The sequence below is a fragment of the Janibacter sp. GXQ6167 genome (genome assembly GCF_041365945.1).
In the GTDB taxonomy this organism is placed as follows: Bacteria; Actinomycetota; Actinomycetes; order Actinomycetales; family Dermatophilaceae; genus JBGFSK01.
This window is the reverse complement of record NZ_JBGFSK010000002.1, coordinates 40,909-63,500: the sequence shown is the minus strand read 5'-3', so window position 1 is coordinate 63,500 and position 22,592 is coordinate 40,909. Positions and strand designations below refer to the sequence as shown.

Genomic DNA, 22,592 nt, shown 5'->3' with positions numbered 1-22,592 from the left:
GCGGGAGTGGGGCGAGGGGGCGTCGCCCGCGGGCAGGGTTAGAGGCGGCTGCGGCGCAGCGCGCGACTCAGCGTGAAGGCGGCCGTCCGGACGGCGACGCCGAGCGGGAAGGGGTCGATGGCGCGGGTTTGTCCGGTGATCGACAACCCCGCCCGGATCTGCCGGTTCATCCCGAAGACGGGTGCCGCGACACAAGAGATCCCGCGGTGCGACTCTTCGTTGTCATAGGCCGTGCCCTCGGCGCGGATCGTCGCGAGCGCCCGCTGCAGATCCTCCGCGCTCGTGATGGTCTGAGGCGTGAGACCACGGAGCCCGGAGTCGATGACCGACTGGATGACCGCGTCGGAGGAGTACGCGAGGATCACCTTGCCCACGCCGGTCGCGTGCGCCGGCAGCCGGCCACCGGTGCGCGACGAGAGCGGGAGCCCCGTCCCGCCGACAATCTCGACATAGACGACGTCGACGCCGTCGAGCACCGCGAGGTGGATGCGTTGGTGCGTGGCGGCCCAGAGGTCCTCCATGATCGGGCGCGCCGCCTGACTCAAGGTGCGGTGGCGCGGGACGAGCTCGCCGAGTTCGAAGAGGCGCAGCCCGAGGCGTAGGCGGGCATCAAGACCCCGCTCGAGCACCCGGTGCGTCACGAGTTCACTGGTCAGCCGATGCACGGTGCTCGTCGCGAGCCCGGTGCGCGCGGCGATCTGGCGCACCCCGAGGTCCGTCTCCCCGGAGTCGAAGGCGGCCAAGATGAGCGCGACCTTATCGACGACGCCCGGCGCCACCTCGTTCCGCTCAGCGGGACACATGGGTTGATCAAAGCACGAAGAGCCCGTCATCGTCAGGGGTTACCGGCCGGTTCAATGACGCGCCCCGGCCCCAATCCCCGAAAGGGCGGCACCCATGGTCCTCTCCTCCGCCGAGCACCCGTGGTGCGCTTCGACGCCCAAGCGGATGACCGATCGCGAAGGGGGCGCCGGGTTGCGTTCGGTGGGGACCGCGCTCGATGTGTTGGAGTGTTTCGCGACCGACGGCGAACTCGGTGTCTCCGATATCGCGCGGCGTCTCGGGGTGGCCAAATCCACCGCCCACCGCGTCCTCACGACCCTGTCGAGCCGCGGTTTCGTCGAGCAGGATGAGGACTCTGGCCTCTACCGCCTCGGGATCCACCTCTACGAACTTGGCCAGCTGGCTCAGGCGCGTAACGAGATCCGCCATGTCGCCCTGCCGACCCTGCGCGAGGTCGCGCGCGTCACCGGGCACACCGTCAACTTCGGCGTCCCCGACGGCGCCGACATCGTCTTCGTCGAGCGCCTCGAAACCCAGGCCGGAGTGCGCATCCTCGGCCACGTCGGACGGCGCCTCCCCGCGCACTGCACCTCGTCCGGCAAGGCCATCGCCGCGCACAACGCCGCGCTCGACCGGGCCCGCCGGGACGCCGGATTCCCCCCGCGACTACGCGGAACGATCCGGCGCGAAGAGGTGTGGGATGCCGAACTCGAGAAGGTGCGGCGCTCCGGCTTTGCGATGTCGACCGACGCGTCGTTCGAGGGCGTCTCCTCGGTCGCCGTGCCCGTGATCATCGATCGGGTGGCACTTGCATCGGTGTCGATCTTCGGCCCGACCGCGTCCGTGGGCCCGGACATCGAGCGCGTCGTCCCGGTCCTCACCGCGGCCGCGCGCCGGATCGCCCGGGCCGCGACCCAGTTGAGGTGAGCTCACCTCCCTTCGACCGCCGCCGTCACGACCGACGCAGCGCCGCCCGCCGCCGCGTCGCGCGGTAGCCCCCTTCCCCACCGGAACCCAGACCTGCCGCGGACCCGGTCACGGGACGGGGAAAAAACCGCGTCCGGCGACGGTTTCCCCGCCACTAACACCGCAACAGCGCACCACCTCGTCGGACGTTCCCGGGGGAGGAACGAGCCCGGATGAAGGGGGAATCGGCGACCTAGCATGCGAAAGCACCTTCGCGACCGATGGCACCAGGAGCCGTGATGGATCACCCCAGCGAGACGCAGACGCAGGCAGCGCAGCGTCTCCTCGACGCGTACGACAGCGGCGCGCCGACCGACCCCCTCAGCCAAACCTTCGACGGCCTCACCGTCGACGACGCCTACGCGATCCAGCTCGCGCAGGTGCAGCGCTGGACCGAATCCGGGCGCCGGATCATCGGGCACAAGGTGGGCCTGACGAGCGCCGCGATGCAAAAGCAACTCGGGGTCGACCAACCCGACTACGGCCACCTCATGGACGACTTCGCCTATCTGGAGCACCAGCCGATCCCGCTCGACGGTTTCCTTCAGCCACGGGTCGAGCCGGAGGTCGCCTTCGTCCTCAGCCGGCCCCTGAGCGGACCGGGCGTCACCGTCGCCCAGGCGATCAGCGCCGTCGACTATGTACTGCCCGCGCTTGAGATCGTCGACAGTCGCGTCGCCGACTGGAAGATCACCCTCGTCGACACGATCGCCGACAACGCGAGCTCCGGCGCCTTCGTCCTCGGCTCGACCCCCACCCGTCTCGAGGACGTCGACCTGCGCCTCACCGGCTGCGTCTTCACCCGCAACGCGCAGATCGTCGGGACCGGTGTCGGCGGAGCGGTCCTCGGCTCTCCGATCACCTCGCTGGTCTGGCTCGCCAACACCCTCGGCGCTCGCGGGGTCACCCTCGAGCCCGGCCACGTCATCCTCCCCGGCTCGGTGACCTCGATGGTCCCGATCGCCCCGGGGGACACCTTCACCGCGACCTTCGCCGGGCTCGGCTCGGTGACCGCACGCTTCGCCAAGGAGAACGCATGAGCACCCCCAAGGGCACGGCCGCGATCGTCGGTCCCGGCAATATCGGCACCGACCTGATGTTCAAGTTGATGCGCCGCAGCGAGATCATCGAGCCGCGCTACATGATCGGCGTCGACCCGGCGAGCGATGGTTTGCGCCGCGCCGCGTCGGTGGGCTTGGAGGCGAGCCACGAAGGGGTGGACTGGCTGCTCGCGCAGGATGAGCTGCCGGACATCGTCTTCGAGTGCACCTCGGCCAAGGCGCACGCCGCGAATGCCCCGCGTTACGCGGAGGCGGGGATCGTCGCCGTGGACCTCACCCCCGCGGCAGTCGGCCCGTATATCTGCCCGCCGGTCAACCTCGAGTTCAACCTCGACGCGATGAACGTCAACATGATCACCTGCGGCGGTCAGGCGACCACGCCGATCGTCAAGGCGGTCTCCCGGGTCGTCGATGTCTCCTACGCCGAAATCGTCGCCTCGATCTCGTCGAAGTCGGCGGGCCCCGGCACGCGCGCCAATATCGATGAGTTCACCGAGACCACGTCGGAGGCCCTCGAAGTGGTCGGCGGCGCCAAGCGCGGCAAGGCGATCATCATCTTGAACCCGGTCGAGCCCCCGCTGATGATGCGCAACACCGTCTTCTGCGCGATCCCCGCCGAGGCCGCCGAGCCGGGCGAACTCAACGACGCGGTCAATGCCTCGATCGAGCAGATGGTCGCGACCGTCCAGGAGTATGTGCCCGGCTACCACCTGCGCGCCGAGCCCCAGTACGACCACGCCCGCGACCTCTGGCACGGCATGGCTCGGGTCACCGTCCCGGTCGAGGTCCGCGGCCGCGGCGACTACCTGCCCGACTACGCCGGAAATCTCGACATCATCACCGCCGCCGCCGCCCGCGTCGGCGACCTGATCATCAGCCATCGCCTCGGCGTCTCCTCGGGCTGGGTGTCCGAGCACGGCGCGAGCGAGCCCGTCCCGGCAGGAGCCTGACGATGACCACGCCCCAGCACCCCTACGTCACTCCGACCTTCCGCGAAGGGGTGGACGTGCGGATTACCGACACCACCTTGCGTGACGGCTCGCACCCGATGCAGCACCAGTTCACCGAGGAGCAGGTCCGCACCACGGTGCGGGCGCTAGACCAGGCCGGAGTGCAGGTCATCGAGGTCACGCACGGCGATGGTCTCGGGGGGTCGTCCTTCAACTACGGCTTCTCCGCGGTCGACGAGATGGCCCTGATCAAGGCCGCAGTGGCGGAGGCCGAGCGGGCGAAGATCGCGGTGCTGATGCTGCCCGGCCTGGGTCGGGTCGAGGATCTCGAGCGCGCGCATGACATGGGCGCTCAGATCGCTCGGATCGCGACGCATTGCACCGAGGCGGACGTCTCGATCCAGCACTTCGGGGCGGCGCGCGATCTCGGGATGGAGACCGTCGGCTTCTTGATGCTGAGCCACAAGACGACGCCGGAGGAACTCGCCAAGCAGGCCCGCATCCAGGTCGACGCGGGGTGCCAGTGCGTGTACGTCGTCGATTCGGCCGGCGCCCTCATCCTCGAAGAGGCGTCCGACCGGGTTGCCGCCCTGGTCGCCGAGCTCGGGGGCGACGCCCAGGTCGGCTATCACGGCCACCAAAACATGTCCTTCGGCGTCGCCAACTCCGTCCTCGCCGTCCGCGCGGGCGCCACCCAGATCGACGGTGCCCTCTGCGCGCTCGGCGCCGGTGCGGGTAACTCCCCCACCGAGGTCCTCGTCGCCGCCTTCGAGCGCAGCGGCTACGCGACCGGGGTCGACCTCGGCGCGGTCATGGCCGCCGCCGAAGACGTCGTGCGCCCGATCATCCGCCGGCTGCCGTGGATGGATCGCTCGTCGATCATGCAGGGCTACGCCGGGGTGTACTCGAGCTTCCTCCTCCACGCCGAGCGCGCCGCCGAGCGCTACGACGTGCCCGCCCACGAGATCCTGCGCCGCGTCGGCGAAGCGGGCTACGTCGGCGGCCAGGAGGACATGATCATCGACGTCGCGCTCGGCCTCCGGCGCGAACTCCTCGAGGCGAAGGGGGTGCCCGCGTGACCTGGGATGTCGAATCGGTCGCGACTGAGCTCCTTGCGTGTGAGGACGAGCGGCGCGACCGCCCTCCCTTCACCGACGACTGGCCCGAACTCGACCTCGCGACCGGGTACCAAATCCAGGACCTCACCCTGCAGCGCCGACTCGATCGCGGCGAGCGCCTGATCGGCGTCAAGCTGGGCCTTACCTCGCGCGCCAAGCAGCAGCGCATGGGGGTCGACACTCCCTTCGTCGCCTGGCTGACCGACGCGATGATCCTGCCGGCCGGCGACCCGGTCCCCCAGGACCGCCTGATCCACCCACGCGTCGAGCCGGAGATCGTCTTCGTGATGGGCGAGCGCCTCGAGGGCCCTGGCGTGACTGCCGCGCAGGCGCTCGCTGCCGTCGATGTCGTGCTCGGCGGCGCCGAGGTGATCGACAGCCGGTACCGGGATTTCCGGTTCACCGCCGGGGACGTCGCTGCCGATAACGCGAGCTCCGGCGCCTTCGTCACGGGGCCCATCGCGCTACCGCCGAGCGAGCTCGACCTCTCTCTCGAAGGGGTCCTGGTGGAGGTCGACGGGGTCGTCACCGATTCGGCGACCGGCGCTGCGGTGCAAGGGCATCCGGCCGAAGCCCTCGCTCTCGCGGCCAATGACCTCGCCCGTCGCGGGCACGCGATCGAGCCGGGCTGGATCGTCTTAACCGGTGGCATGACCGACGCGGTCCCCGCGCCCGCGGGGGCCAGCCTCGCCTTCCACTTCAGCCGCCTCGGTTCGGTCCACGTGAGCGGCGGCGCCTGATGCCGCTGATCGAGGTCACGCTGACGCAGGGGCGCACGCCGGAGCAGATCCGCTCGATGATCAGCGCCCTGACCCACGCCGTCGCCGACAGCATCGACGCCCCCATCCCGAGCATTCGCGTCGTCGTGCGCGAGGTGCCGACGACCCACTTCGCCGCCGGTGACGTGACCCTCGCCGAGCGGCACGCCGCGCCCCCTAAGGAGTAGCCATGAGCGACCAGCCCTTCTTCGGCCACATCATCGACGGCGAGGAGGTGCCGTCCGCGGGCGGTGAGACCTTCGAGGTGTGGAACCCGTGGACTCGCGAGGTCTGGGCGAGCGCGGCCGATGGGCAGGAAGAGGATGCGCACCGGGCGATCGCGAGCTCGCGCCGGGCCTTCGATGAGGGGCCGTGGCCGCGGATGTCCCGGGCTGAGCGAGCGGGCGCGATCCACGCCCTCGCCGACCTGATGGAAGCGCGCTCGGATGACCTCGCGACCTTGGACTCGACCAACATGGCTAAGCCCTTCGCGCAGGCCAAGCACGATGTCGCCCGATCCGTGCACAACTTCCGCTTCTTCGCCGATCACCAGCGCGACCACACCGGCGAGGTCTTCCCGATGGATAGCGGCCACCACAGTTACTCCGAGTTCGGCCCGGCTGGCGTGGTCGCGGCGATCAGCCCGTGGAACTTCCCGCTGATGATGGCGACCTGGAAGATCGCGCCGGCGATCGCTTGGGGCAATACCTGCATCATCAAGCCGAGCGAGGACACCCCAGCGTCGGTGACCTTGCTGGGGCGGCTCGCCACCGAGGCCGGCCTGCCAGATGGGGTCCTCAATGTCCTCAACGGCCACGGCGCCCCCGCGGGCTCCACCCTGACCGGTGATGACCGGGTTGATCGGGTCACCTTCACCGGTTCCTCGCAGACCGGCAAGCTCGTGATGGCCTCTGCGGCAACCCATCTCGCCCCGGTGTCGCTGGAACTCGGCGGGAAGGGGGCCAACATCGTCTTCGATGACGCGGACCTCGATAACGCCGTGCACTGGGCGATCGAGGCGATCTTCCGCAACGCCGGGCAGATCTGCCTCGCCGGCTCGCGCCTCTTCGTCCAAGACGGGATCTATGACGCCTTCATGGAGCGTTTCGTCGCCGCCGCGGAGGCGCTGACGATCGGTGACCCCTTCGACCCTACGACGACCTTCTCCGCGCTCGCGAGCCGCAAGCACTTCGAGAAGGTCTCCTCCTATGTCCAGCAGGCGAAGGACCTCGACGGCACCCTGCGCACCGGCGGCGTGGCCGATGACGGCACGTGGGTCGTGCGGCCCACGATCATCGAGGGCCTTGGACTGGACTCGGCGCCGTACTGCGAGGAGATCTTCGGCCCGGTCTGCGTCGTAAACCGCTTCGACACCGAGGACAAGGCGGTCCACCTCGCGAACGACACCCGCTATGGCCTCAACGCCATGCTCTTCACCGAAAACCTCTCCCGCGCCCACCGCGTCGCCTCGCGCCTCAAGGCCGGGACCGTCTGGGTCAACTGCTTCTTCATCCGCGACCTGCGGACCCCCTTCGGAGGGGTCGGCGACTCCGGTGTGGGGCGCGAAGGGGGAGACTTCAGCCGGGAGTTCTTCACCGAGCCCAAGGCCGTCGTCATGCAGATCGATCGGGGTTAGCCGCGGCCCCGCACGGTGTCGGCACGTATCGTTGCCGCCCATGAGTAGCGACGATCGTCGATCCGAGCAGCCCGAAGGGGTCGAGGCGCTGGAGGACCTTTTCGGCTCCCGCGGGGAGCCGTCGACCCATCAGGCACCGCCGAACGCCGCGCCGACCCGGCCGATCCCGCCGCTGCCGGTGTCCGAGAACGCCGATGACGACACCGCGCCGCAGCCCGTGGTGCGGGCCACCCCGCCGCCGCCCGTCGTGCCTCCGGCCTCGCCGTCGCCGGCCTATCCGCCCCCCGCGTCTGCAGGAGCGCAGGGCCCGGCGGCAGGCACGCGCTCCGCGGCCCCTCGCGCGGGTGGCGCGGGCCTCTCCCCCTTCGCCCTGGTCGCGATGCTGGTCGGAGCCGTCCTCGTGGGCGCGCTCATTATGGGCCTGTTCCAGATCATGGGCTCGGACAACCAGAGCGCGGCGCCAGCGACGACCACCGTGACCACCACCCCAGAGCCGACCACGACCGGGGAACCGACCCCGACGACCCCAAGCTCGACCAGCACCTCGCCGAGCAAGAGCTCCACGAGTTCCACCGGGGTCAAGCGCAGCGGAACCAAGCCCGCCGCGGTGAAGAAGGTCTGCGCCGGATCGTGGCGCGGCACCCGCGTCGGTGTCGGCACCACATCGACCACCTGCGGTTTCGCCGTGCGCGTCCGCAAGGCCTATATCGAAGGGGGCGGCGACGGCTCCGCGATCACGGTCCGCGCGAAGAGCCCGGCGACCGGGAAGGTCTACCGGATGTCCTGCTCGGGGGCGGCGGTCACCCGCTGCACCGGAGGCAACAACGCGGTGGTCTACCTCTACTGACCCGGGTGCCCGAAGCCACCCGGGAAGTGGCCTACGGGACCGGGGCGGCCGTGCACGCGCAGTCGGGAGGGGTCCCCGGGACGGTGTAGGTAGTGCTGACCGGGGGGTGCGGGTTCGGATCTCCCCCGGCGGTCTGGGTGTGGCCCCAGGTGACGGTCATGGTGGCCTGGAAGTCCTGATTCGCGCTGTTGCTGCTGTCCGCTCGGAAGACGACCTCACGACACCCTCCCGGATCGACCCGGATGGGCAGTGGCGGCGAGGCGTGGATCAATTTCAAGTTGGTGCCGGTGGCCGTGTAGGTCACGGTGTAGAGCCAGATGGTTTCGGTCCCGGGGTTACAAACGGTGAACCGGAATTCGTACCCCTTGGGGAAGACCTTGCACGAGTCTCCCGGGCTCTTACAGGCCTTAATGAAAGTAAAGGTCGGTGCCGGCCCCGAGGTCGCGTACGCGGGGGCGGCGACGCCGATGGCGAGAACCGGAGCGGCCCAGGCGACCCCCTTGGTGAGGGTGCGACGGGTGATCGGTCGGGTATGCGGTGTGGTGGTCATCAGAAAAATCCCTCGGTGGTGCTCGCGGCAGGCGCGGTCCGACCCCATGTGTCGTTTGGCAGCGGCGTTGCTCACAGGGGAAAGGTGAGGTGTACAGGGGAAAAGCAGTGAGCCATAAAAGGCGAAAAGCGAAAGGAAGTCGATTCACGAGATTACGGAGAGCGCGAAACACCCACGCGGAAAATCGGGATTCCCGTGATCGTTTTGTTACCCTTGAGTAGCCGGTGTTTACCGGGTGCTCGCCCGCCGTTCTGCTAGGGCTCGCGTAACACTCAGATGGGGCGCCGACGCCGGGTCGCACCAGCGCGTCGGAGACGCGCTAGAAGCCCGGGTTGCGTGTGGGGGTTCGGGCGATCCCCCCTTCGGCGCTGTAATCCACCGTTACGGGCGCTCAGATGCGGCTTTAGGGGCCCGACGAAGGTAAGATGAGGAGTCAGTCCCGCGGCCGGCCGAGCACCGGCCGCGACCCGCGATATGTCGCATCTTTCGCCCCCTAGACGAGGAGCACCGTGGCCGAGCACACGCCTGAGCCCAATGAGCCCGATCCCGCGACCGAGCAGGACGCCACGGAGCCCGCATCGGCACCGGTGAGCGGCCCCGTCGAGACGACCTACGACGCGAGCGCGATCACCGTCCTTGAGGGTTTGGAGGCCGTGCGCAAGCGCCCGGGCATGTACATCGGCTCGACCGGTGAGCGCGGCCTGCACCACCTCGTGTGGGAGATCGTCGACAACTCCGTCGATGAGGCGCTCGCCGGGTACGCCGACACGATCGATGTCACCTTGATGGCCGACGGCAGCGTGCGGGTCAAGGACAACGGTCGCGGCATCCCGACCGACATCCATGAAACCGAAGGGGTGAGCGCCGTCGAGTTGGTCTTGACCCAGCTCCACGCCGGCGGGAAGTTCGGCGGCGGTGGGTACAAGGTCTCCGGTGGCCTCCACGGCGTCGGGTCCTCGGTGGTCAATGCCCTCTCGACGCGGCTCGATGTGTGCGTGCGTCAGAAGGGGCACGCCTTCCGGATGTCCTTCGACCACGGTGTGCCGACCGGCCCGCTCACCCAGATGGAAGAGACCGACAAGACCGGGACCACCATCACCTTCTGGGCCAACCCGGAGATCTTCGACACCGTCACCTACGACTACGAGACGATCCGGGCGCGCTTCCAGCAGATGGCCTTCCTTAACAAGGGCCTCACGATCAACCTGATCGACGAACGGGTCGACGAGCCCGAGACCGATGAGGTCGATCTCGATGACCTCGAGGCCGACGTCGCCGAGGTGGTCAAGGACGAAGAGGACGGCAGCGCCGCCGGTGAGGTCGTCCGGGCCCGCAAGGTCTCCTACCGCTACGACGGCGGTCTCGTCGACTACGTCAAGCACCTCAACTCGTCCAAGCGCAGCGATGCGGTGAACCCCGACATCATCGACATCTCCGCCGAGGACGCTCAGCGCTCCTTGTCGGTCGAGATCGCGATGCAATGGACGACGGCCTACTCCGAGTCGGTCCACACCTACGCCAACACGATCAACACCCATGAGGGCGGCACGCACGAAGAGGGGTTCCGCGCGGCGCTGACCAAGCTCGTCAACGACTTCGCCCGCCGGCAAAACCTGCTGAAGGACAAGGACGAGAACCTCACCGGCGATGACATCCGCGAGGGCCTCACCGCGGTCGTCTCGGTCAAGCTCGGCGAACCGCAGTTCGAGGGTCAGACCAAGACCAAGCTCGGCAATTCCGAGGTCAAGGGCTTCGTTCAGCGCGCGATGACCGAGGAGTTCGGGCACTGGCTCGGGGCGCACCCGAGCGAGGGCAAGGACATCGTGCGCAAGGCGGTCCAGGCCGCCGCGGCCCGGATGGCCGCGCGCAAGGCCCGCGAGGCCACTCGCCGCAAGGGCCTGCTTGAGTCCGGTGGGCTCCCCGGCAAGCTCAAGGACTGCCAGAGCAAGGACCCGAGCATCTCCGAGGTCTTCATCGTCGAAGGGGACTCGGCCGGCGGTTCGGCGACCCAGGGCCGCAACCCGGTGACCCAGGCGATCCTGCCGATCCGCGGCAAGATCCTCAACGTCGAAAAGGCCCGGATCGACAAGGTTCTTGCCAACCAAGAGGTCCAGTCGCTGATCTCCGCCTTCGGCACGGGCATCGGCGAAGAGTTCGACATCGCCAAGGCCCGCTATCACAAGATCGTGCTGATGGCCGATGCCGATGTCGACGGGATGCACATTCGGACCCTGCTGCTCACCCTCCTCTTCCGCTTCATGAAGCCGCTGATTGAGGCCGGGTACGTCTACCTGGCCCAGCCGCCGCTCTATCGCCTGAAGTGGACCAACCACGAGCACGAGTTCGCCTTCTCCGACCGCGAGCGCGACGGCATGGTCACGCACGGCCAGAGCCAGGGGTGGCGCCTGCCGAAGGAAAACGGGATCCAGCGCTACAAGGGTCTCGGCGAGATGAACTACCAGGAGCTGTGGGAGACCACGATGGACCCCGATCACCGGGTCCTGCTCCAGGTGACGCTCGATGATGCGGCCGCCGCCGACGAGGTCTTCTCGGTCCTGATGGGCGAAGACGTCGACTCGCGTCGGACCTTCATCCAGCGCAACGCCCGCGACGTGCGCTTCCTCGACATCTAAGCGGCCCCGCCCGCATCCCCCCTTCGCTCTAAACCTCAAAGGGAACCTCAGTGACCGACGTACCTCCCCCCGTCAGCGACCGGATCGAGCCGATCGACCTCAACGCCGAGATGCAGCGCAGCTACATCGAGTACGCGATGAGCGTCATCGTGAGCCGCGCGTTGCCCGACGTTCGCGATGGCTTGAAGCCCGTCCACCGCCGGATCGTTTACGCCATGTACGACGGCGGGTACCGCCCCGACCGCGGGTACAACAAGTGCAGCCGCGTCGTCGGTGACGTCATGGGTCAGTACCACCCGCATGGTGACTCGGCGATCTATGACGCGATGGTGCGCCTCGTCCAGCCGTGGGCGATGCGCTACCCGCTGATCGACGGGCAGGGCAACTTCGGCTCGGCCGGCAATGACGGCGCCGCCGCGCCGCGATACACCGAGTGCCGGATGGCGCCGCTCGCGATGGAACTCGTGCGCGATATCCACGAGGACACCGTCGACTTCGAGCCGAACTACGACGGCAAGACGATGCAGCCGAGCGTGCTGCCCGCGCGCTTCCCGAACCTGCTCGTCAACGGTTCGGCGGGGATCGCGGTCGGCATGGCGACGCAGATCCCTCCGCACAACCTGCGCGAGGTCGCCGAGGCCTGCCAGTGGCTGCTCGCCCACCCCGACGCCACCCGCGAGGAGACGCTCACTGCGGTCATGGAGCGGGTCAAGGGCCCGGACTTCCCGACCGGCGCGCTCATCATGGGCACGAAGGGGATCGAGGACGCCTACACGACCGGGCGCGGGTCGATCATCATGCGCGCCATCGTCGAGGTGGAGGAGATCCAGGGCCGCACGGCGCTGGTCGTCACCCAACTCCCCTACCAGGTCAACCCCGATACCCTCGCGCTGAAGATCGCCGACCTCGTCAAGGACGGCAAGCTCGCGGGGATCGCCGACATCGAGGACCACTCCTCCGGTCGCACCGGCCAACGCCTCGTCATCAAGCTCAAGCGCGATGCCGTCGCCAAGGTCGTGCTCAACAACCTCTACAAGCACACCCAACTGCAGACCACCTTCGGCGCCAACATGCTCGCCCTGGTCGACGGTGTGCCGCGCACCCTGCCGGTCGACGCCTTCGTGCGGCACTGGGTGGATCACCAGATCGAGGTCATCGTCCGGCGCACCCGCTTCCGGCTCGCCAAGGACGAGGCCGCGATCCACGTCTTGCGGGGCTTCTTAAAGGCGCTCGACGCCCTCGATGAGGTCATCGCGCTCATCCGTCGCAGCCCCACCGTCGAGGACGCGCGGACCGGCCTGATGGAACTGCTCGCGATCGATGAGATCCAGGCGACGGCGATCTTGAACCTCCAGTTGCGCCGGCTCGCGGCGATGGAGCGCCAGAAGATCATCGACGAGCACGACGAGATCGAGGCCCGGATCCTCGACTATCGCGACATCCTCGCCAAGCCCGAGCGTCAGCGCCAGATCGTCTCCGACGAGCTCGCCGACATCGTGAACCGCTACGGCGATGACCGGCGCACCCAGATCGTCCCCTTCGACGGCGACATGTCGATGGAGGACTTGATCCCCGAAGAGGACGTGGTCGTCACCATCACCCGCGGCGGGTACGCCAAGCGGGTCAAGGTGAGCGAGTACCGCAGCCAGCGTCGCGGAGGGAAGGGGGTGCGTGGCACCTCCCTTCGCGGTGAGGACGTCGTCGAGCACTTCTTCACGACGACGACGCACCACTGGCTCCTCTTCTTCACCAACCTCGGCCGGGTCTACCGGGCGAAGGCCTATGAGTTGCCCGACGCCGGTCGGGACTCCAAGGGCCAGCACGTCGCCAACGTCATGGCCTTCCTGCCCGAGGAGCGCATCGCGGCGGTCCTCGCGATCGAGGACTACGACGCCGCGCCGTATCTCGTGCTCGCGACGCACAAGGGCCTGGTGAAAAAGACTCGCCTCACCGAGTACGACTCACCGCGCACTGGTGGCCTCATCGCGGTCAACCTGCGAGAAGGGGACGAGCTCGTCTCGGCCGCGTTGGCGTCGGCGGAGGACGACCTGCTCCTCGTCTCGCGGCAGGCGCAGTCGGTGCGCTTCCACGCGACCGATGCCCAGTTGCGCCCGATGGGCCGCGCGACGAGCGGTGTGACGGGCATGAAGTTCCGCGGGGACGACTCGCTGCTCGCGATGAATGTCATTCCCGAGGGCACCGACCCCGACGTCTTCGTGGTCTTCGAAAATGGCGTCGCCAAGCGCACCAGCGCCTCGGAATGGACCCCGAAGGGGCGCGGCACTCTCGGCGTCACCGCGGCCCGCTCCGGGAAGGGCGGCCATCTCGTCGGCGCTCTCACCGTCGACGAAGGCGACGAGGTCATGGTCGTGATGGAGCGCGGCAATATCGTGCGCAGCCGCGTCGATGAGGTGCACCGCACCGGGCGCAACACGATGGGCGTGAGCTTTGCGACCCCGCGCAAGAACGACACGATCGTCGCCGTCGCCCGCAACACCGAGCGAGCCGAGGAAGGCTCGGAGGACCCGCAGGACGCAACTGACGGCGATGTCACCGCGGACGAAGTGACGCCGGAGGGGCCCGAGCAGGTACCGTCGGAGTCTGAGCCCGTCGCGGACGAGTCGGGCGACGACCAGGGGGACGGCCCTGACGGAGGTGACCGATGAGCACGACGCGCGAAACGCCGAGGGTTGATGAGGCCAAGGGTTCTGCGGTGACCGACTACGACGAGGTGCCGCCGCCCCCTTCGACCGAGTCCGATCGCGCGCGCGATGCCGATCGGACCAGCCAGACCGCCGCGGAGCGCCCTTCCCGCCGGGTCAAGCTCATGGTGGCCCGGGTCGACCCGTGGTCGGCGATGAAGGTGGGCTTCCTCCTCTCGGTCGCCCTCGGGATCGCGATGGTCGTGATGACCGCCGTGCTGTGGTCGCTGATGGCCGCGATGGGCGTCTTCGACGCGATCAATGACCTCACCGGTCAGATCGTCGGCGAGGGCGCGGGCGCGTCCTTCGACGTCTTGGACTTCATGGGCTTTGGCCGCGTGGTCTCGCTTTCGGTGGTCGTCGCGGTGATCGATGTCTTCTTGATGACTGCGCTCGCGACGCTGAGCGCCTTCCTCTACAACACGATCGCGAGCCTCGTCGGCGGGCTCAACCTCACCCTCACCGACGACTGATCAAGCGCGTTTTGGTCGCGTCGCTCCACATGGGGTAACCTCGGGCGTCGCGTCCTTGGGGCGTGAAATCGGTGCCGGAGACGGCGCCAACGGGCCTATAGCTCAGACGGTTAGAGCGCTTCCCTGATAAGGAAGAGGTCAGAGGTTCAAGTCCTCTTAGGCCCACCACGTCGACTCCCCTGTCGAAGGGTCCCGCCCATGAAGAAGATCCTCCTCGCCGCCTCAATGGCCGCAGTGGGCGCGCTCTACTTCGCGGCCAAGGTCGAACGCGAGCGGGCCGAGCGCGACCTCTACGCCGCCGCCGCAACCGCGCCCGGACCGACTTTGCTTAAGCAAGACCTCGATGCTTACCCTCCAGCGTGAGCATCGAGGCGGTGCTTAAGCAAAGACAACTGAAAAAGCCCTCGGGGGCGTGGCGCAATTGGTAGCGCACCTGCTTTGCAAGCAGGGGGTTGTCGGTTCGAGTCCGATCGCCTCCACCCACAGTGTCTTACGGGAACACGCGACATCAGAAGATGTGGAGTGTTCCCGTTTGGCTTCCTTGCCTCCGGCCTCGTGGACCATGGTCGCGAACGGCTCGGCCAGTGTCTGGCGTAGTTGCTCGTCTTCGGTGATCTCCAGCCGGGTGTAGAACGCTTGGTTCGCGAGCCTCCTGCTTCCGTCATCGGAGTGCGCGTAGGCGCGGTGCGCGTCGGTGAGCAGCCGCAGGCTGTCGTGAAGGAACGCCCGACCGCCGGTATGTTGTTCGTCGTGGTGGGTGAGGCGCTGCTCGATGTCGGCCAGCCCAGCGCGGATGCGGTCTTGATGCCGCTTGAGCGTCGGGAGGTCGATGGCGTCGGTGAAGTGCGCGGCGAGCAGCTTGTCGCTCTCGGCTTCGAGTCGTGCTCGGTTCGCGGTGAGGTCGGCGAACTCCTGGTCACGCCCGGTACCTCGCTTGTCGAATGCTGCGTCGACTTCGGCGGCGAGGTGTCGGTAGTCGTCTTCGCTGATCGTGATGTTGGCGTAGGAGTCCTCGACCAGTCGTTCCGCAACCTGCACGGGCACCGCTCGCCTCGTGCAGTTCGTCTTCTTCGCCGCTCGTCCGGAGCAGACGAAGTAGGCGTAGGTCGTGCCGCGCGGGTTGGTGGCGAAGTCGAGCAGCATCCGTGATCCACAGCTTCCACAGTGCAACAAACCCTTGAGATGGTGGGCGTGCTGGACATGTCGGGTTGCCTGCGCCTTGCGTGCCTTCAGGAGCGATTGCACCTGGTCGAACAGGGCAGGCTTGATGAGCGGTTCGTGCGCGCCTGGGTGGAGCGCACCCTTGTAGCGGATCACGCCCGCGTAGTACGGGTTGGTCAGCAGCTTGTAGAGCGTGTTCTTCCCCAGCGGCTTCGACGGTCGCTTCGGCGACGGCACGGTCGTCAGGCCGCGTGCGGTGAGGTCTCGCAGCAGCCCAGTCACGGAAGTCTGGCCCTGGGCGTAGGTCTCGAATGCCCACCGGATCAACGGAGCACGTTCGGGATCAACCTCAACCGTCCTGACCTCTCGGCCTTGCTCGTCGGTGCGACGCACATTGAGGTACCCGACCGGCGCACGCATCGGCGTTCCACCCTGCGCGACTTTTTGGGTCAGCCCCTTCGTGACCTCGGTAGCGAGGTTGCGACTGTAGAACTCGGCAATCGACGACATGATGCCGTGAACGAGCATCCCCGAGGGCGTCTGGTCGATGGACTCGGTAGCCGACACGAGAGTGACCCCGGCAGCAAGCAGAGCTTCGTGAATCTTCACGTCATCGGCGCGGTTGCGGGCGAGCCGGTCGAGCTTGTGCACTAGGCAGAACTGCACCCGCGTCGCGGCGATGAAGGCGAGCATGTCCTGCAACCCGTCGCGATCCGCCGAACGCGCAGACTCGCCCGCGTCCACGAACTCCCGCACGATCCGCGCCCCCAGCTCGTCGGCCTTGCGCTGGTTGGCCTCACGCTGCGCCGGGATCGAGAACCCCTCCTCAGTGCCGCCACGCTCAGCCTGCTCCCGCGTCGAGACCCGCAGGTAGGACACCGCAAGCAGCACCGGGGCTTCCTCCTCGGTGCTGGCGTCAGTGGTGAGCGTGGTGGTCATGATGGGCCTCCTTCGTGGTCGAGCCGGTCGCTTCGAGTAGTGGAGATCATGGTGGTCGAACCGCTCGGCGCTTCGGGGAGCCTGACGGTCCCGGAAATTTTCCGGCACCGACTGCGCCACCCAAGATCAAGGGCTCTATGCCGACGGGCAGCGGGAGCCCGTAGGGGTCGGGCTCGCCGTTGATCCATGCGCGGTGCCGGGCCTCGGTGATTCCGAGCACCCACTCGATGAGCTTGCCGAGATCAGGCTCGTCTCTCCGTGTCACCCGTAGCCGTAGGCGTCGATCCTCAGTCCTCATGACAGGTAGGTGCGCAGCACCTCCCAAAATGCGGATCACGACACCGGATTACTGCCCGTCAATCAGACCCTGTTCGAGACGACACGCCTCTTGCAGTTCGAGCACCGTACTACTCCGTATGGAATTGTCTTGTGGCCAGACTACGCCTCTTCGCCGTCCGGGAACAGGTGGAACGCGATCTTCGGCAACCTGGCCAGACCGCGCCCGAGCGCAGCAGTGAAGAGTTCGTCGGCGAGGTGCTCGAACTCGGGAGCGAGGAAGCTGGCCGCCGCATCAGCCACCCCAGGGTCTTCGGCAGGATCGTCGGCGCGGAGCATCACCACGATCACTCCACGGATGTCGTCACACCAGTCCTGCGTCGCCTGAGCGAGGGGCTTGATCGCCCCGGCCACCCCGTCAGCCATGAGCCGGATCAGCGCCTGACCCTCGCGACGGTCGAACAGACGATCGAGCGCGGCGACGATGTGTTCGCGCACCGCCTCGACGTCTGCGCCACGAGGCGAGGGGGTGCCGTCGAGGAACGCGAGGGTGCTGGCCCGCATGTGACTGATCGCATCCAGCGCCAGGCCCTCTTTCCCCTTGCCGGGGAAGTGGTGGTACATGCTGCCCTGTCCGATGCCGGAGCGTTGCTGGATCATCACCGGGCTCGTCGCTTCGAACCCACGTTCCGACAGCAACGTGCATGTCGCTGCCACGAGCTTCTGCTTTGAGTCATACGCCGGACGACCCGGACCCCGCCGCTTCTCCACCACGTTGATCACTCCTCACCGCTGGGCGGCTATGCTCGGCCACATCACCCAGTTCCATACAGACTAGTACGGACCTTGACCTGCAAGACGCGTGATCGCTCAAACGAGGTCAGCGGCAACGAGCGAGACTGACCCGTGTGGCGACCTGGGAGGAGCGGTACCCTGCTCGCGGTCTGCGTGTTTCCGGCGGCGCGTCAGTGGGCCCAGATACGATGGGATAGTGCTGATGGCGGACCTCCTGGATGTCGCCGAGGTCGAGCGAGTCGCCGCCCTCGGTGGGCTTGATGTGCGTACTCAGAGCGAGCTTGGTCAGTTCTTCACGCCTGCAGCTGCGGCTCAGCTCATCGCTTCGATGCCCCGCTTACCCGAGGCGGGAACTCTGCGTGTGCTTGACCCTGGCGCGGGCTCAGGCGTGCTTGCCGCAGCACTCGTCAGCCGCGCGCTATCGGAGCGACCGGGCCTGTCAATTGAGATCGTTGCGGTTGAGCGCGACCCCGCTGTGTTGCCGAGTCTTCGGGCCACGCTCTCTGCGTGCGAGCACGTCGGCGGTGGCCGGGTCAACGCCGAGGCTGTCGAAGCGGACTTCATTCTCGACTCCGTCGGCTTGGGCGCATCACTCAGCCTGGATGGCCAGTTCGATCTCGTGATCGAAAACCCTCCGTACGGGAAGCTAGCAGTGTCGAGCGCACACCGGACGGCCATGCGTGCTGCCGGAGTCGATGCGCCGAACCTGTATGCGGCGTTCCTTTCTCTGTCCGTTGCGGCACTCAGGGCAGGCGGGCAGGTCGTCGCGATCACTCCCCGCTCGTTCTTCAACGGCCCGTACTTCGGCGCGTTCCGTGCCCACTTGCTCGACTCGATCGCGCTCGACCGAGTGCACGTTTTCGATTCCCGCTCGACAGTCTTCGCAGATACCGGGGTCCTCCAGGAAAACGTGGTCTTCGCCGGAACACGAGGTGCGACGCCTGGGGTCGTCGAAATTTCGGTCAGCCGCAGCCATACCGATGACATCTCGTCCCGTGCCGTTGCCTACGAAGAGGTCGTCTTCCCCAACGACCCCCACCGATTCATCCGGCTGGCGACCAATGCCGACGACACGGCTGTCGCCGACGTGGTGCTCTCCCAGCCGTGCTCGCTGACCGATCTTGGTGTTCAAGTCTCCACTGGTCGGGTGGTGGACTTCCGGTCGCGTCATGCTCTGAGCGCCGTCGAACAGCCGGACGCCGTGCCATTGGTCTATCCCGGCAATCTCCGGGACGGCAGCGTGCTCTGGCCACGAGAGATTCGTAAGCCCCAGTGGTTCCGACCCAGTGATGACAAGGACCGCGGAATGCTCCTGCCAGAGGGCTGGTACGCGGTCGTCAAGCGTTTCAGCGCGAAGGAAGAGCGCCGTCGGATCGTTGCTTCGGTCTGGTCTCCCGTGGATAACCCCGGCGAGGTGGCGTTCGAGAACCACCTCAACGTTTTCCATGTCGGAGGCCACGGCTTGGACAAGGACCTCGCCAAGGGCATCGCCATGTGGCTCAACTCCTCCGTCATCGACAAGTTCTTCCGAACTTTCTCCGGTCACACCCAGGTCAACGCCACCGACCTACGAACCTTGCGGTTCCCCACAGCAGCCGCACTGCGCGACCTGGGCCGCAACGGTGCCGCGTCCCAGGTCGAAGTGGACTTCTTGGTCATGGAGTTGATCGCCGCGTGAGCGAGTTGAGCGAGACCGCCTATGAGCGAGTGGAAGATGCGCGGGTAGTCCTCGAAACGCTCGGCATGGACGCGGAGCGCAGTAACGAACGATCGGCGCTTGTGCTCCTGGCGCTTCTGCGCCTCGCGCCATCCGAGTCTTGGGCCGAGGCCGCGAACCCGATGCTCGGCACGCGGGCGATCATGGACTTCATCCGTGACGAGTACGGCAAAGACTACGCACCGAACACTCGCGAGACGGTCCGTCGGTTCACGCTCCATCAGTTCGTGGAGGCACAGCTCGTAGTGCAGAACTCCGATGAGCCGCAACGCCCAGTCAACTCCCCAAAGTGGAACTACCAGGTCACCGCCGAGGCGTTGGAAGTCCTGCGTGCATACGGCACCGACTACTGGCAGTTGGCCGTCGACCAGTACCTCGCGGAGCTGCCAGGGCTCAAGGCCCGCTACGCGGCTGCGCGCGAGATGGATCGCATCCCGTTGACCCTTCCCGACGGGTCGACCTTCACCCTGACCCCCGGCGGCCAAAACGTGCTTCTCAAGTCAATGGTCGAAGACTTCTGCCCCCGCTTCACCCCAGGTGGGCAGGTGCTCTACATCGGCGACGCCGGCGACAAGTGGGCGCTCTTCGAACGCGAAGCCCTGGCGGCGCTCAACGTGAAGGTCAATGAGCATGGCAAGATGCCGGACCTCGTCATCTACCTTCCAGACCGCAACTGGTTGGTGCTCTTGGAAGCAGCAAGCTCCCACGGCCCGGTGGACTCCAAGCGACAAGCCGAACTCACCGACCTGTTCGCCGAGTCAACGGCAGGTCTCGTCTACGTGTCGTGCTTCCCTGACCGGGCGGAGTTCCGCAAGTACGTCGACAAGATCGCCTGGGAGTCCGAAGTCTGGTGCGCCGACCACCCGACCCACATGATCCACTACAACGGCGAACGCTTCCTCGGGCCATACGCCTGAGCATCGAACGAGGAAACAGTGACAAACCCCGATACCAGCTTCACCGCCAGCTCTGTCCGACTACAGACCCTCCTTGAGAATGCGAGAGAGGGGCGACTCCAGCTGCCTGACTTTCAGCGCAGCTGGGTGTGGGATGAAGAGCGTATCCGGGGCCTGATTGCTTCCATTTCTCGAGGGTTCCCAGTTGGTGCCGTCATGACCCTGCGTACAGGCGGTGCAGTGGACTTCAAGCCACGGCCGTTGGAGGGAGCACCCGCGGCTGCGGCTGATGAGACTCCCGACTCCCTCTTGCTTGACGGCCAGCAACGTCTCACATCCCTGTACCAAGTACTGGTGCGCAAGCAGGTCGTGGCGACCTTGACTCCGAGGCGCCAGCGGGTAAGAAGGTGGTTCTATCTCGACATTGAGAAATGCCTGGACGAGGCCGGGGATCGTGATGAGGCCGTTGTCATCCTTCCCGAGAGCCGACGGGTGACGTCAGAATTCGGGCGGGTAGTCGAACTCGATCTCTCCACGCGCGAGTTGGAGTTCGAGAACATGATGTTCCCACTGACCTCGGTCCTCGACTACGCCGACTGGCAAACGGCGTTCGTAATGCAATACAGCGGGACTGCGGACTTCCAAACTCGGTTCCAGCGACTGAACGAGTTCCATGAACGGGTAATCAAGAACTTCACGGCGTACCTCGTGCCGCAGATTGAACTTTCAGCGTCCACAAGCAAAGAAGCGGTCTGTGTCGTTTTCGAGAAGGTGAATACTGGCGGTAAGGCGCTCGACGCCTTCGAACTCATCACCGCTATGTATGCAGCCGATGGCTACGAATTGCGAAAGGACTGGTTTGGCACAGAAGAGGGCGAAGGGCGGCATGGCAGACTGCGCGCAGCAATGCAGCTGCCATCAGCGGCAGAAGGCGTGCTCTCCGGGGTCGGGAACACCGACTTCCTACAAGCGATCTCGTTGTTTCACACACGAGACTTGCGTGAATCCGCGAAGGCGGAGGGCAAGGTGGGCAGAGAGCTACCTCAAGTCTCCGCGACCAGGCAGGTCCTGCTCAATCTCCCGTTGGACGCGTACAAGCAGTACCAGCACCGCGTCGAAGAGGGCTTCCTCTCAGCCGCCAAGTTCCTGATCCAGCTCGACATCTACCGCGTGAAGGACTTGCCCTACCAGAGCCAAGTTGTCCCACTTGCTGCGATTCTCGCCGAACTTGGTCGCGATGCTGACTCACCGGCAGCTATCGAGAAGATTCGTCGGTGGTATTGGAATGGCGTTTTCGGTGAGCTATACGGCTCGTCCACTGAGACGCGAATCGCGAAGGACTTCATCGAGGTTGTGGAATGGGTGCGCGGTGGTTCAGAGCCCTCGACAGTGCGCGACGCAACGGTACGAGCCGATCGTCTGGATACGATGCGCATGAGACTCTCTGCCGCCTACAAGGGAGTGAACGCACTGCTCATGAACCGCGGGGCAGAGGACTTCCGTTCGGGTCAGACATTCAGTCACACGATCTTCTTTGATGAGAACGTGGACATCCACCACATCTTTCCGCAGGACTGGTGCAAGAAGACGGGCATCCCGAAGCAGGTCTACGACTCGATCATCAACAAGACCCCACTTACAGCCCGGACCAATCGGATCATCGGAGGCATCGCACCGAGCGAGTACCTCGCGCGCATCGAAGGCGACGGTGCTGAGCCTGAGGAAGTCAATAGCAGGCTGCGGAGTCACCTCGTAGACCCGGCTCTGCTGCGCACCGACGACTTCGAGTCGGCGTTCCGAAAGCGCCGCAATGAGCTTGTGGTTCTGATCGAGAAGGCAATTGGAAAACCTGTAATCATCACAGAAGCTCCCGAAGCCGATGGGGACTTCGATGAGGACCCCACTGAAATCGAGGACCTCGGTTCCGACGCCTTGTGAGAAGTCATCCCGCTCGACCGGCTAATGCTCACGAATCCTGGCCCACACCGTGCCACGGTGGATGCCGAACTGCCTCGCCAGCGCGTTCACGCTGACGCCGCTCGCTCGGGCTGTTCGCATAGCGTCCACTTCGCTGTCCGTGAGGCGTGTTCGAGGTCGCTTACTTGGTTCCGCCGACGCGTCGATCAGGGGGTCGTCCGGCTCTCCGACAGGGGTGGCATCCTCGCGGATGCCCTGATTCCACGCGGAAACTAGCCTCTCAACCCGTAGTCGCCTGTTCCCATAGTGCTCCATTGCGCCCACCGAGTGAACGGCCTCGGTCCCGCGGAAACGTCGGACCGAGGCCGTTCTGGTTTGTCGGACGCGGCCGCCGCCCCGGTACGGGACGGAGGA

General features: G+C 66.4%; 19 protein-coding genes, 2 tRNA genes and 1 pseudogene. 18 read left to right on the top strand and 4 right to left on the bottom strand.

The genetic code is table 11. The features are described from left to right. Positions 1-38: 38 nt before the first annotated feature. Positions 39-803, bottom strand: coding sequence for an IclR family transcriptional regulator (locus AB8K43_RS03125; protein WP_370891392.1), 765 nt, complete (start codon positions 801-803; stop codon positions 39-41). Between the two features lie 94 nt (positions 804-897). On the opposite strand from AB8K43_RS03125, the gene AB8K43_RS03120 reads away from it, so the two are divergent. From AB8K43_RS03120 to AB8K43_RS03085, 8 genes are all read left to right on the top strand, one after another. Further along, positions 898-1,710 (top strand): IclR family transcriptional regulator, encoded by an 813-nt coding sequence (locus AB8K43_RS03120; protein WP_370891390.1) that lies wholly within the window; start codon positions 898-900, stop codon positions 1,708-1,710. A 278-nt stretch (positions 1,711-1,988) separates the two neighbouring features. Beyond that, positions 1,989-2,789, top strand: a complete 801-nt coding sequence (locus AB8K43_RS03115) for a 2-keto-4-pentenoate hydratase (protein ID WP_370891389.1) — start codon at positions 1,989-1,991, stop codon at positions 2,787-2,789. Then, positions 2,786-3,760: an acetaldehyde dehydrogenase (acetylating) gene (locus AB8K43_RS03110; protein ID WP_370891385.1), complete on the top strand. Its 975-nt coding sequence runs from the start codon at positions 2,786-2,788 to the stop codon at positions 3,758-3,760. The genes AB8K43_RS03115 and AB8K43_RS03110 overlap by 4 nt, the downstream gene beginning before the upstream one ends. A 2-nt stretch (positions 3,761-3,762) precedes the next feature. Next, entirely contained in the window at positions 3,763-4,839 is a 1,077-nt protein-coding gene (dmpG, locus tag AB8K43_RS03105) for a 4-hydroxy-2-oxovalerate aldolase (RefSeq protein WP_370891383.1), read from the top strand. Further along, on the top strand, positions 4,836-5,618 hold the full coding sequence (locus AB8K43_RS03100; protein ID WP_370891374.1) for a 2-keto-4-pentenoate hydratase: 783 nt from the start codon (positions 4,836-4,838) through the stop codon (positions 5,616-5,618). Before dmpG ends, AB8K43_RS03100 begins: the two co-directional genes overlap by 4 nt. Continuing rightward, on the top strand, positions 5,618-5,824 hold the full coding sequence (locus AB8K43_RS03095; protein ID WP_370891371.1) for a 4-oxalocrotonate tautomerase family protein: 207 nt from the start codon (positions 5,618-5,620) through the stop codon (positions 5,822-5,824). The genes AB8K43_RS03100 and AB8K43_RS03095 overlap by 1 nt, the downstream gene beginning before the upstream one ends. Positions 5,825-5,826: 2 nt before the next feature. Beyond that, on the top strand, positions 5,827-7,272 hold the full coding sequence (locus AB8K43_RS03090; protein WP_370891367.1) for an aldehyde dehydrogenase: 1,446 nt from the start codon (positions 5,827-5,829) through the stop codon (positions 7,270-7,272). A gap of 40 nt (positions 7,273-7,312) precedes the next feature. Beyond that, positions 7,313-8,119, top strand: a complete 807-nt coding sequence (locus AB8K43_RS03085) for a hypothetical protein (protein WP_370891363.1) — start codon at positions 7,313-7,315, stop codon at positions 8,117-8,119. A 31-nt stretch (positions 8,120-8,150) separates the two neighbouring features. Here the strand turns inward: AB8K43_RS03085 and AB8K43_RS03080 are convergent, their stop codons facing one another. After that, the gene (locus AB8K43_RS03080; RefSeq protein ID WP_370891361.1) at positions 8,151-8,669 is read right to left on the bottom strand and encodes a hypothetical protein; all 519 of its coding nucleotides are present in this window, start codon (positions 8,667-8,669) and stop codon (positions 8,151-8,153) included. A 587-nt stretch (positions 8,670-9,256) separates the two neighbouring features. On the opposite strand from AB8K43_RS03080, the gene gyrB reads away from it, so the two are divergent. The 7 genes from gyrB to AB8K43_RS03045 all read left to right on the top strand — a co-directional run bounded on the left by gyrB (position 9,257) and on the right by AB8K43_RS03045 (position 15,626). After that, positions 9,257-11,302 carry a DNA topoisomerase (ATP-hydrolyzing) subunit B gene (gene gyrB, locus AB8K43_RS03075; protein WP_370892083.1) on the top strand — a complete coding sequence of 682 codons (2,046 nt, stop codon included), beginning with the start codon at positions 9,257-9,259 and terminating at the stop codon, positions 11,300-11,302. Between the two features lie 110 nt (positions 11,303-11,412). After that, entirely contained in the window at positions 11,413-13,968 is a 2,556-nt protein-coding gene (gene gyrA, locus AB8K43_RS03070; protein WP_370892081.1) for a DNA gyrase subunit A, read from the top strand. Beyond that, a complete protein-coding gene (locus tag AB8K43_RS03065) occupies positions 13,965-14,477 on the top strand; it encodes a DUF3566 domain-containing protein (RefSeq protein WP_370891359.1) in 513 nt (170 codons plus the stop codon). The genes gyrA and AB8K43_RS03065 overlap by 4 nt, the downstream gene beginning before the upstream one ends. A gap of 91 nt (positions 14,478-14,568) precedes the next feature. Next, positions 14,569-14,645, top strand: a tRNA-Ile gene (locus tag AB8K43_RS03060). A gap of 30 nt (positions 14,646-14,675) precedes the next feature. After that, the gene (locus tag AB8K43_RS03055; protein WP_370891358.1) at positions 14,676-14,840 is read left to right on the top strand and encodes a hypothetical protein; all 165 of its coding nucleotides are present in this window, start codon (positions 14,676-14,678) and stop codon (positions 14,838-14,840) included. A 43-nt stretch (positions 14,841-14,883) separates the two neighbouring features. After that, positions 14,884-14,956, top strand: a tRNA-Ala gene (locus tag AB8K43_RS03050). Positions 14,957-15,191: 235 nt separating this feature from the next. Then, the gene (locus tag AB8K43_RS03045) at positions 15,192-15,626 is read left to right on the top strand and encodes a hypothetical protein (RefSeq protein ID WP_370891356.1); all 435 of its coding nucleotides are present in this window, start codon (positions 15,192-15,194) and stop codon (positions 15,624-15,626) included. Here AB8K43_RS03045 and AB8K43_RS03040 read toward each other — a convergent pair. Next, positions 15,546-16,577 (bottom strand): annotated as a pseudogene (locus tag AB8K43_RS03040) (recombinase family protein); the annotation flags it as partial. The gene AB8K43_RS03045 and the pseudogene AB8K43_RS03040 overlap by 81 nt on opposite strands. Positions 16,578-17,015: 438 nt before the next feature. After that, entirely contained in the window at positions 17,016-17,570 is a 555-nt protein-coding gene (locus AB8K43_RS03035) for a TetR/AcrR family transcriptional regulator (protein WP_370891354.1), read from the bottom strand. 280 nt (positions 17,571-17,850) lie between these two features. Here AB8K43_RS03035 and AB8K43_RS03030 point away from each other — a divergent pair, with 280 nt between their 5' ends. The 3 genes from AB8K43_RS03030 to AB8K43_RS03020 are packed head-to-tail and all read left to right on the top strand — an operon-like array spanning position 17,851 to position 22,199. Then, positions 17,851-19,326, top strand: a complete 1,476-nt coding sequence (locus AB8K43_RS03030; protein ID WP_370891350.1) for an Eco57I restriction-modification methylase domain-containing protein — start codon at positions 17,851-17,853, stop codon at positions 19,324-19,326. Then, a complete protein-coding gene (locus AB8K43_RS03025) occupies positions 19,323-20,282 on the top strand; it encodes a BsuBI/PstI family type II restriction endonuclease (RefSeq protein WP_370891346.1) in 960 nt (319 codons plus the stop codon). The genes AB8K43_RS03030 and AB8K43_RS03025 overlap by 4 nt, the downstream gene beginning before the upstream one ends. Before the next feature lie 18 nt (positions 20,283-20,300). Then, positions 20,301-22,199: a DUF262 domain-containing protein gene (locus tag AB8K43_RS03020; protein WP_370891344.1), complete on the top strand. Its 1,899-nt coding sequence runs from the start codon at positions 20,301-20,303 to the stop codon at positions 22,197-22,199. The last annotated feature ends 393 nt before the right edge of the window (positions 22,200-22,592 follow it).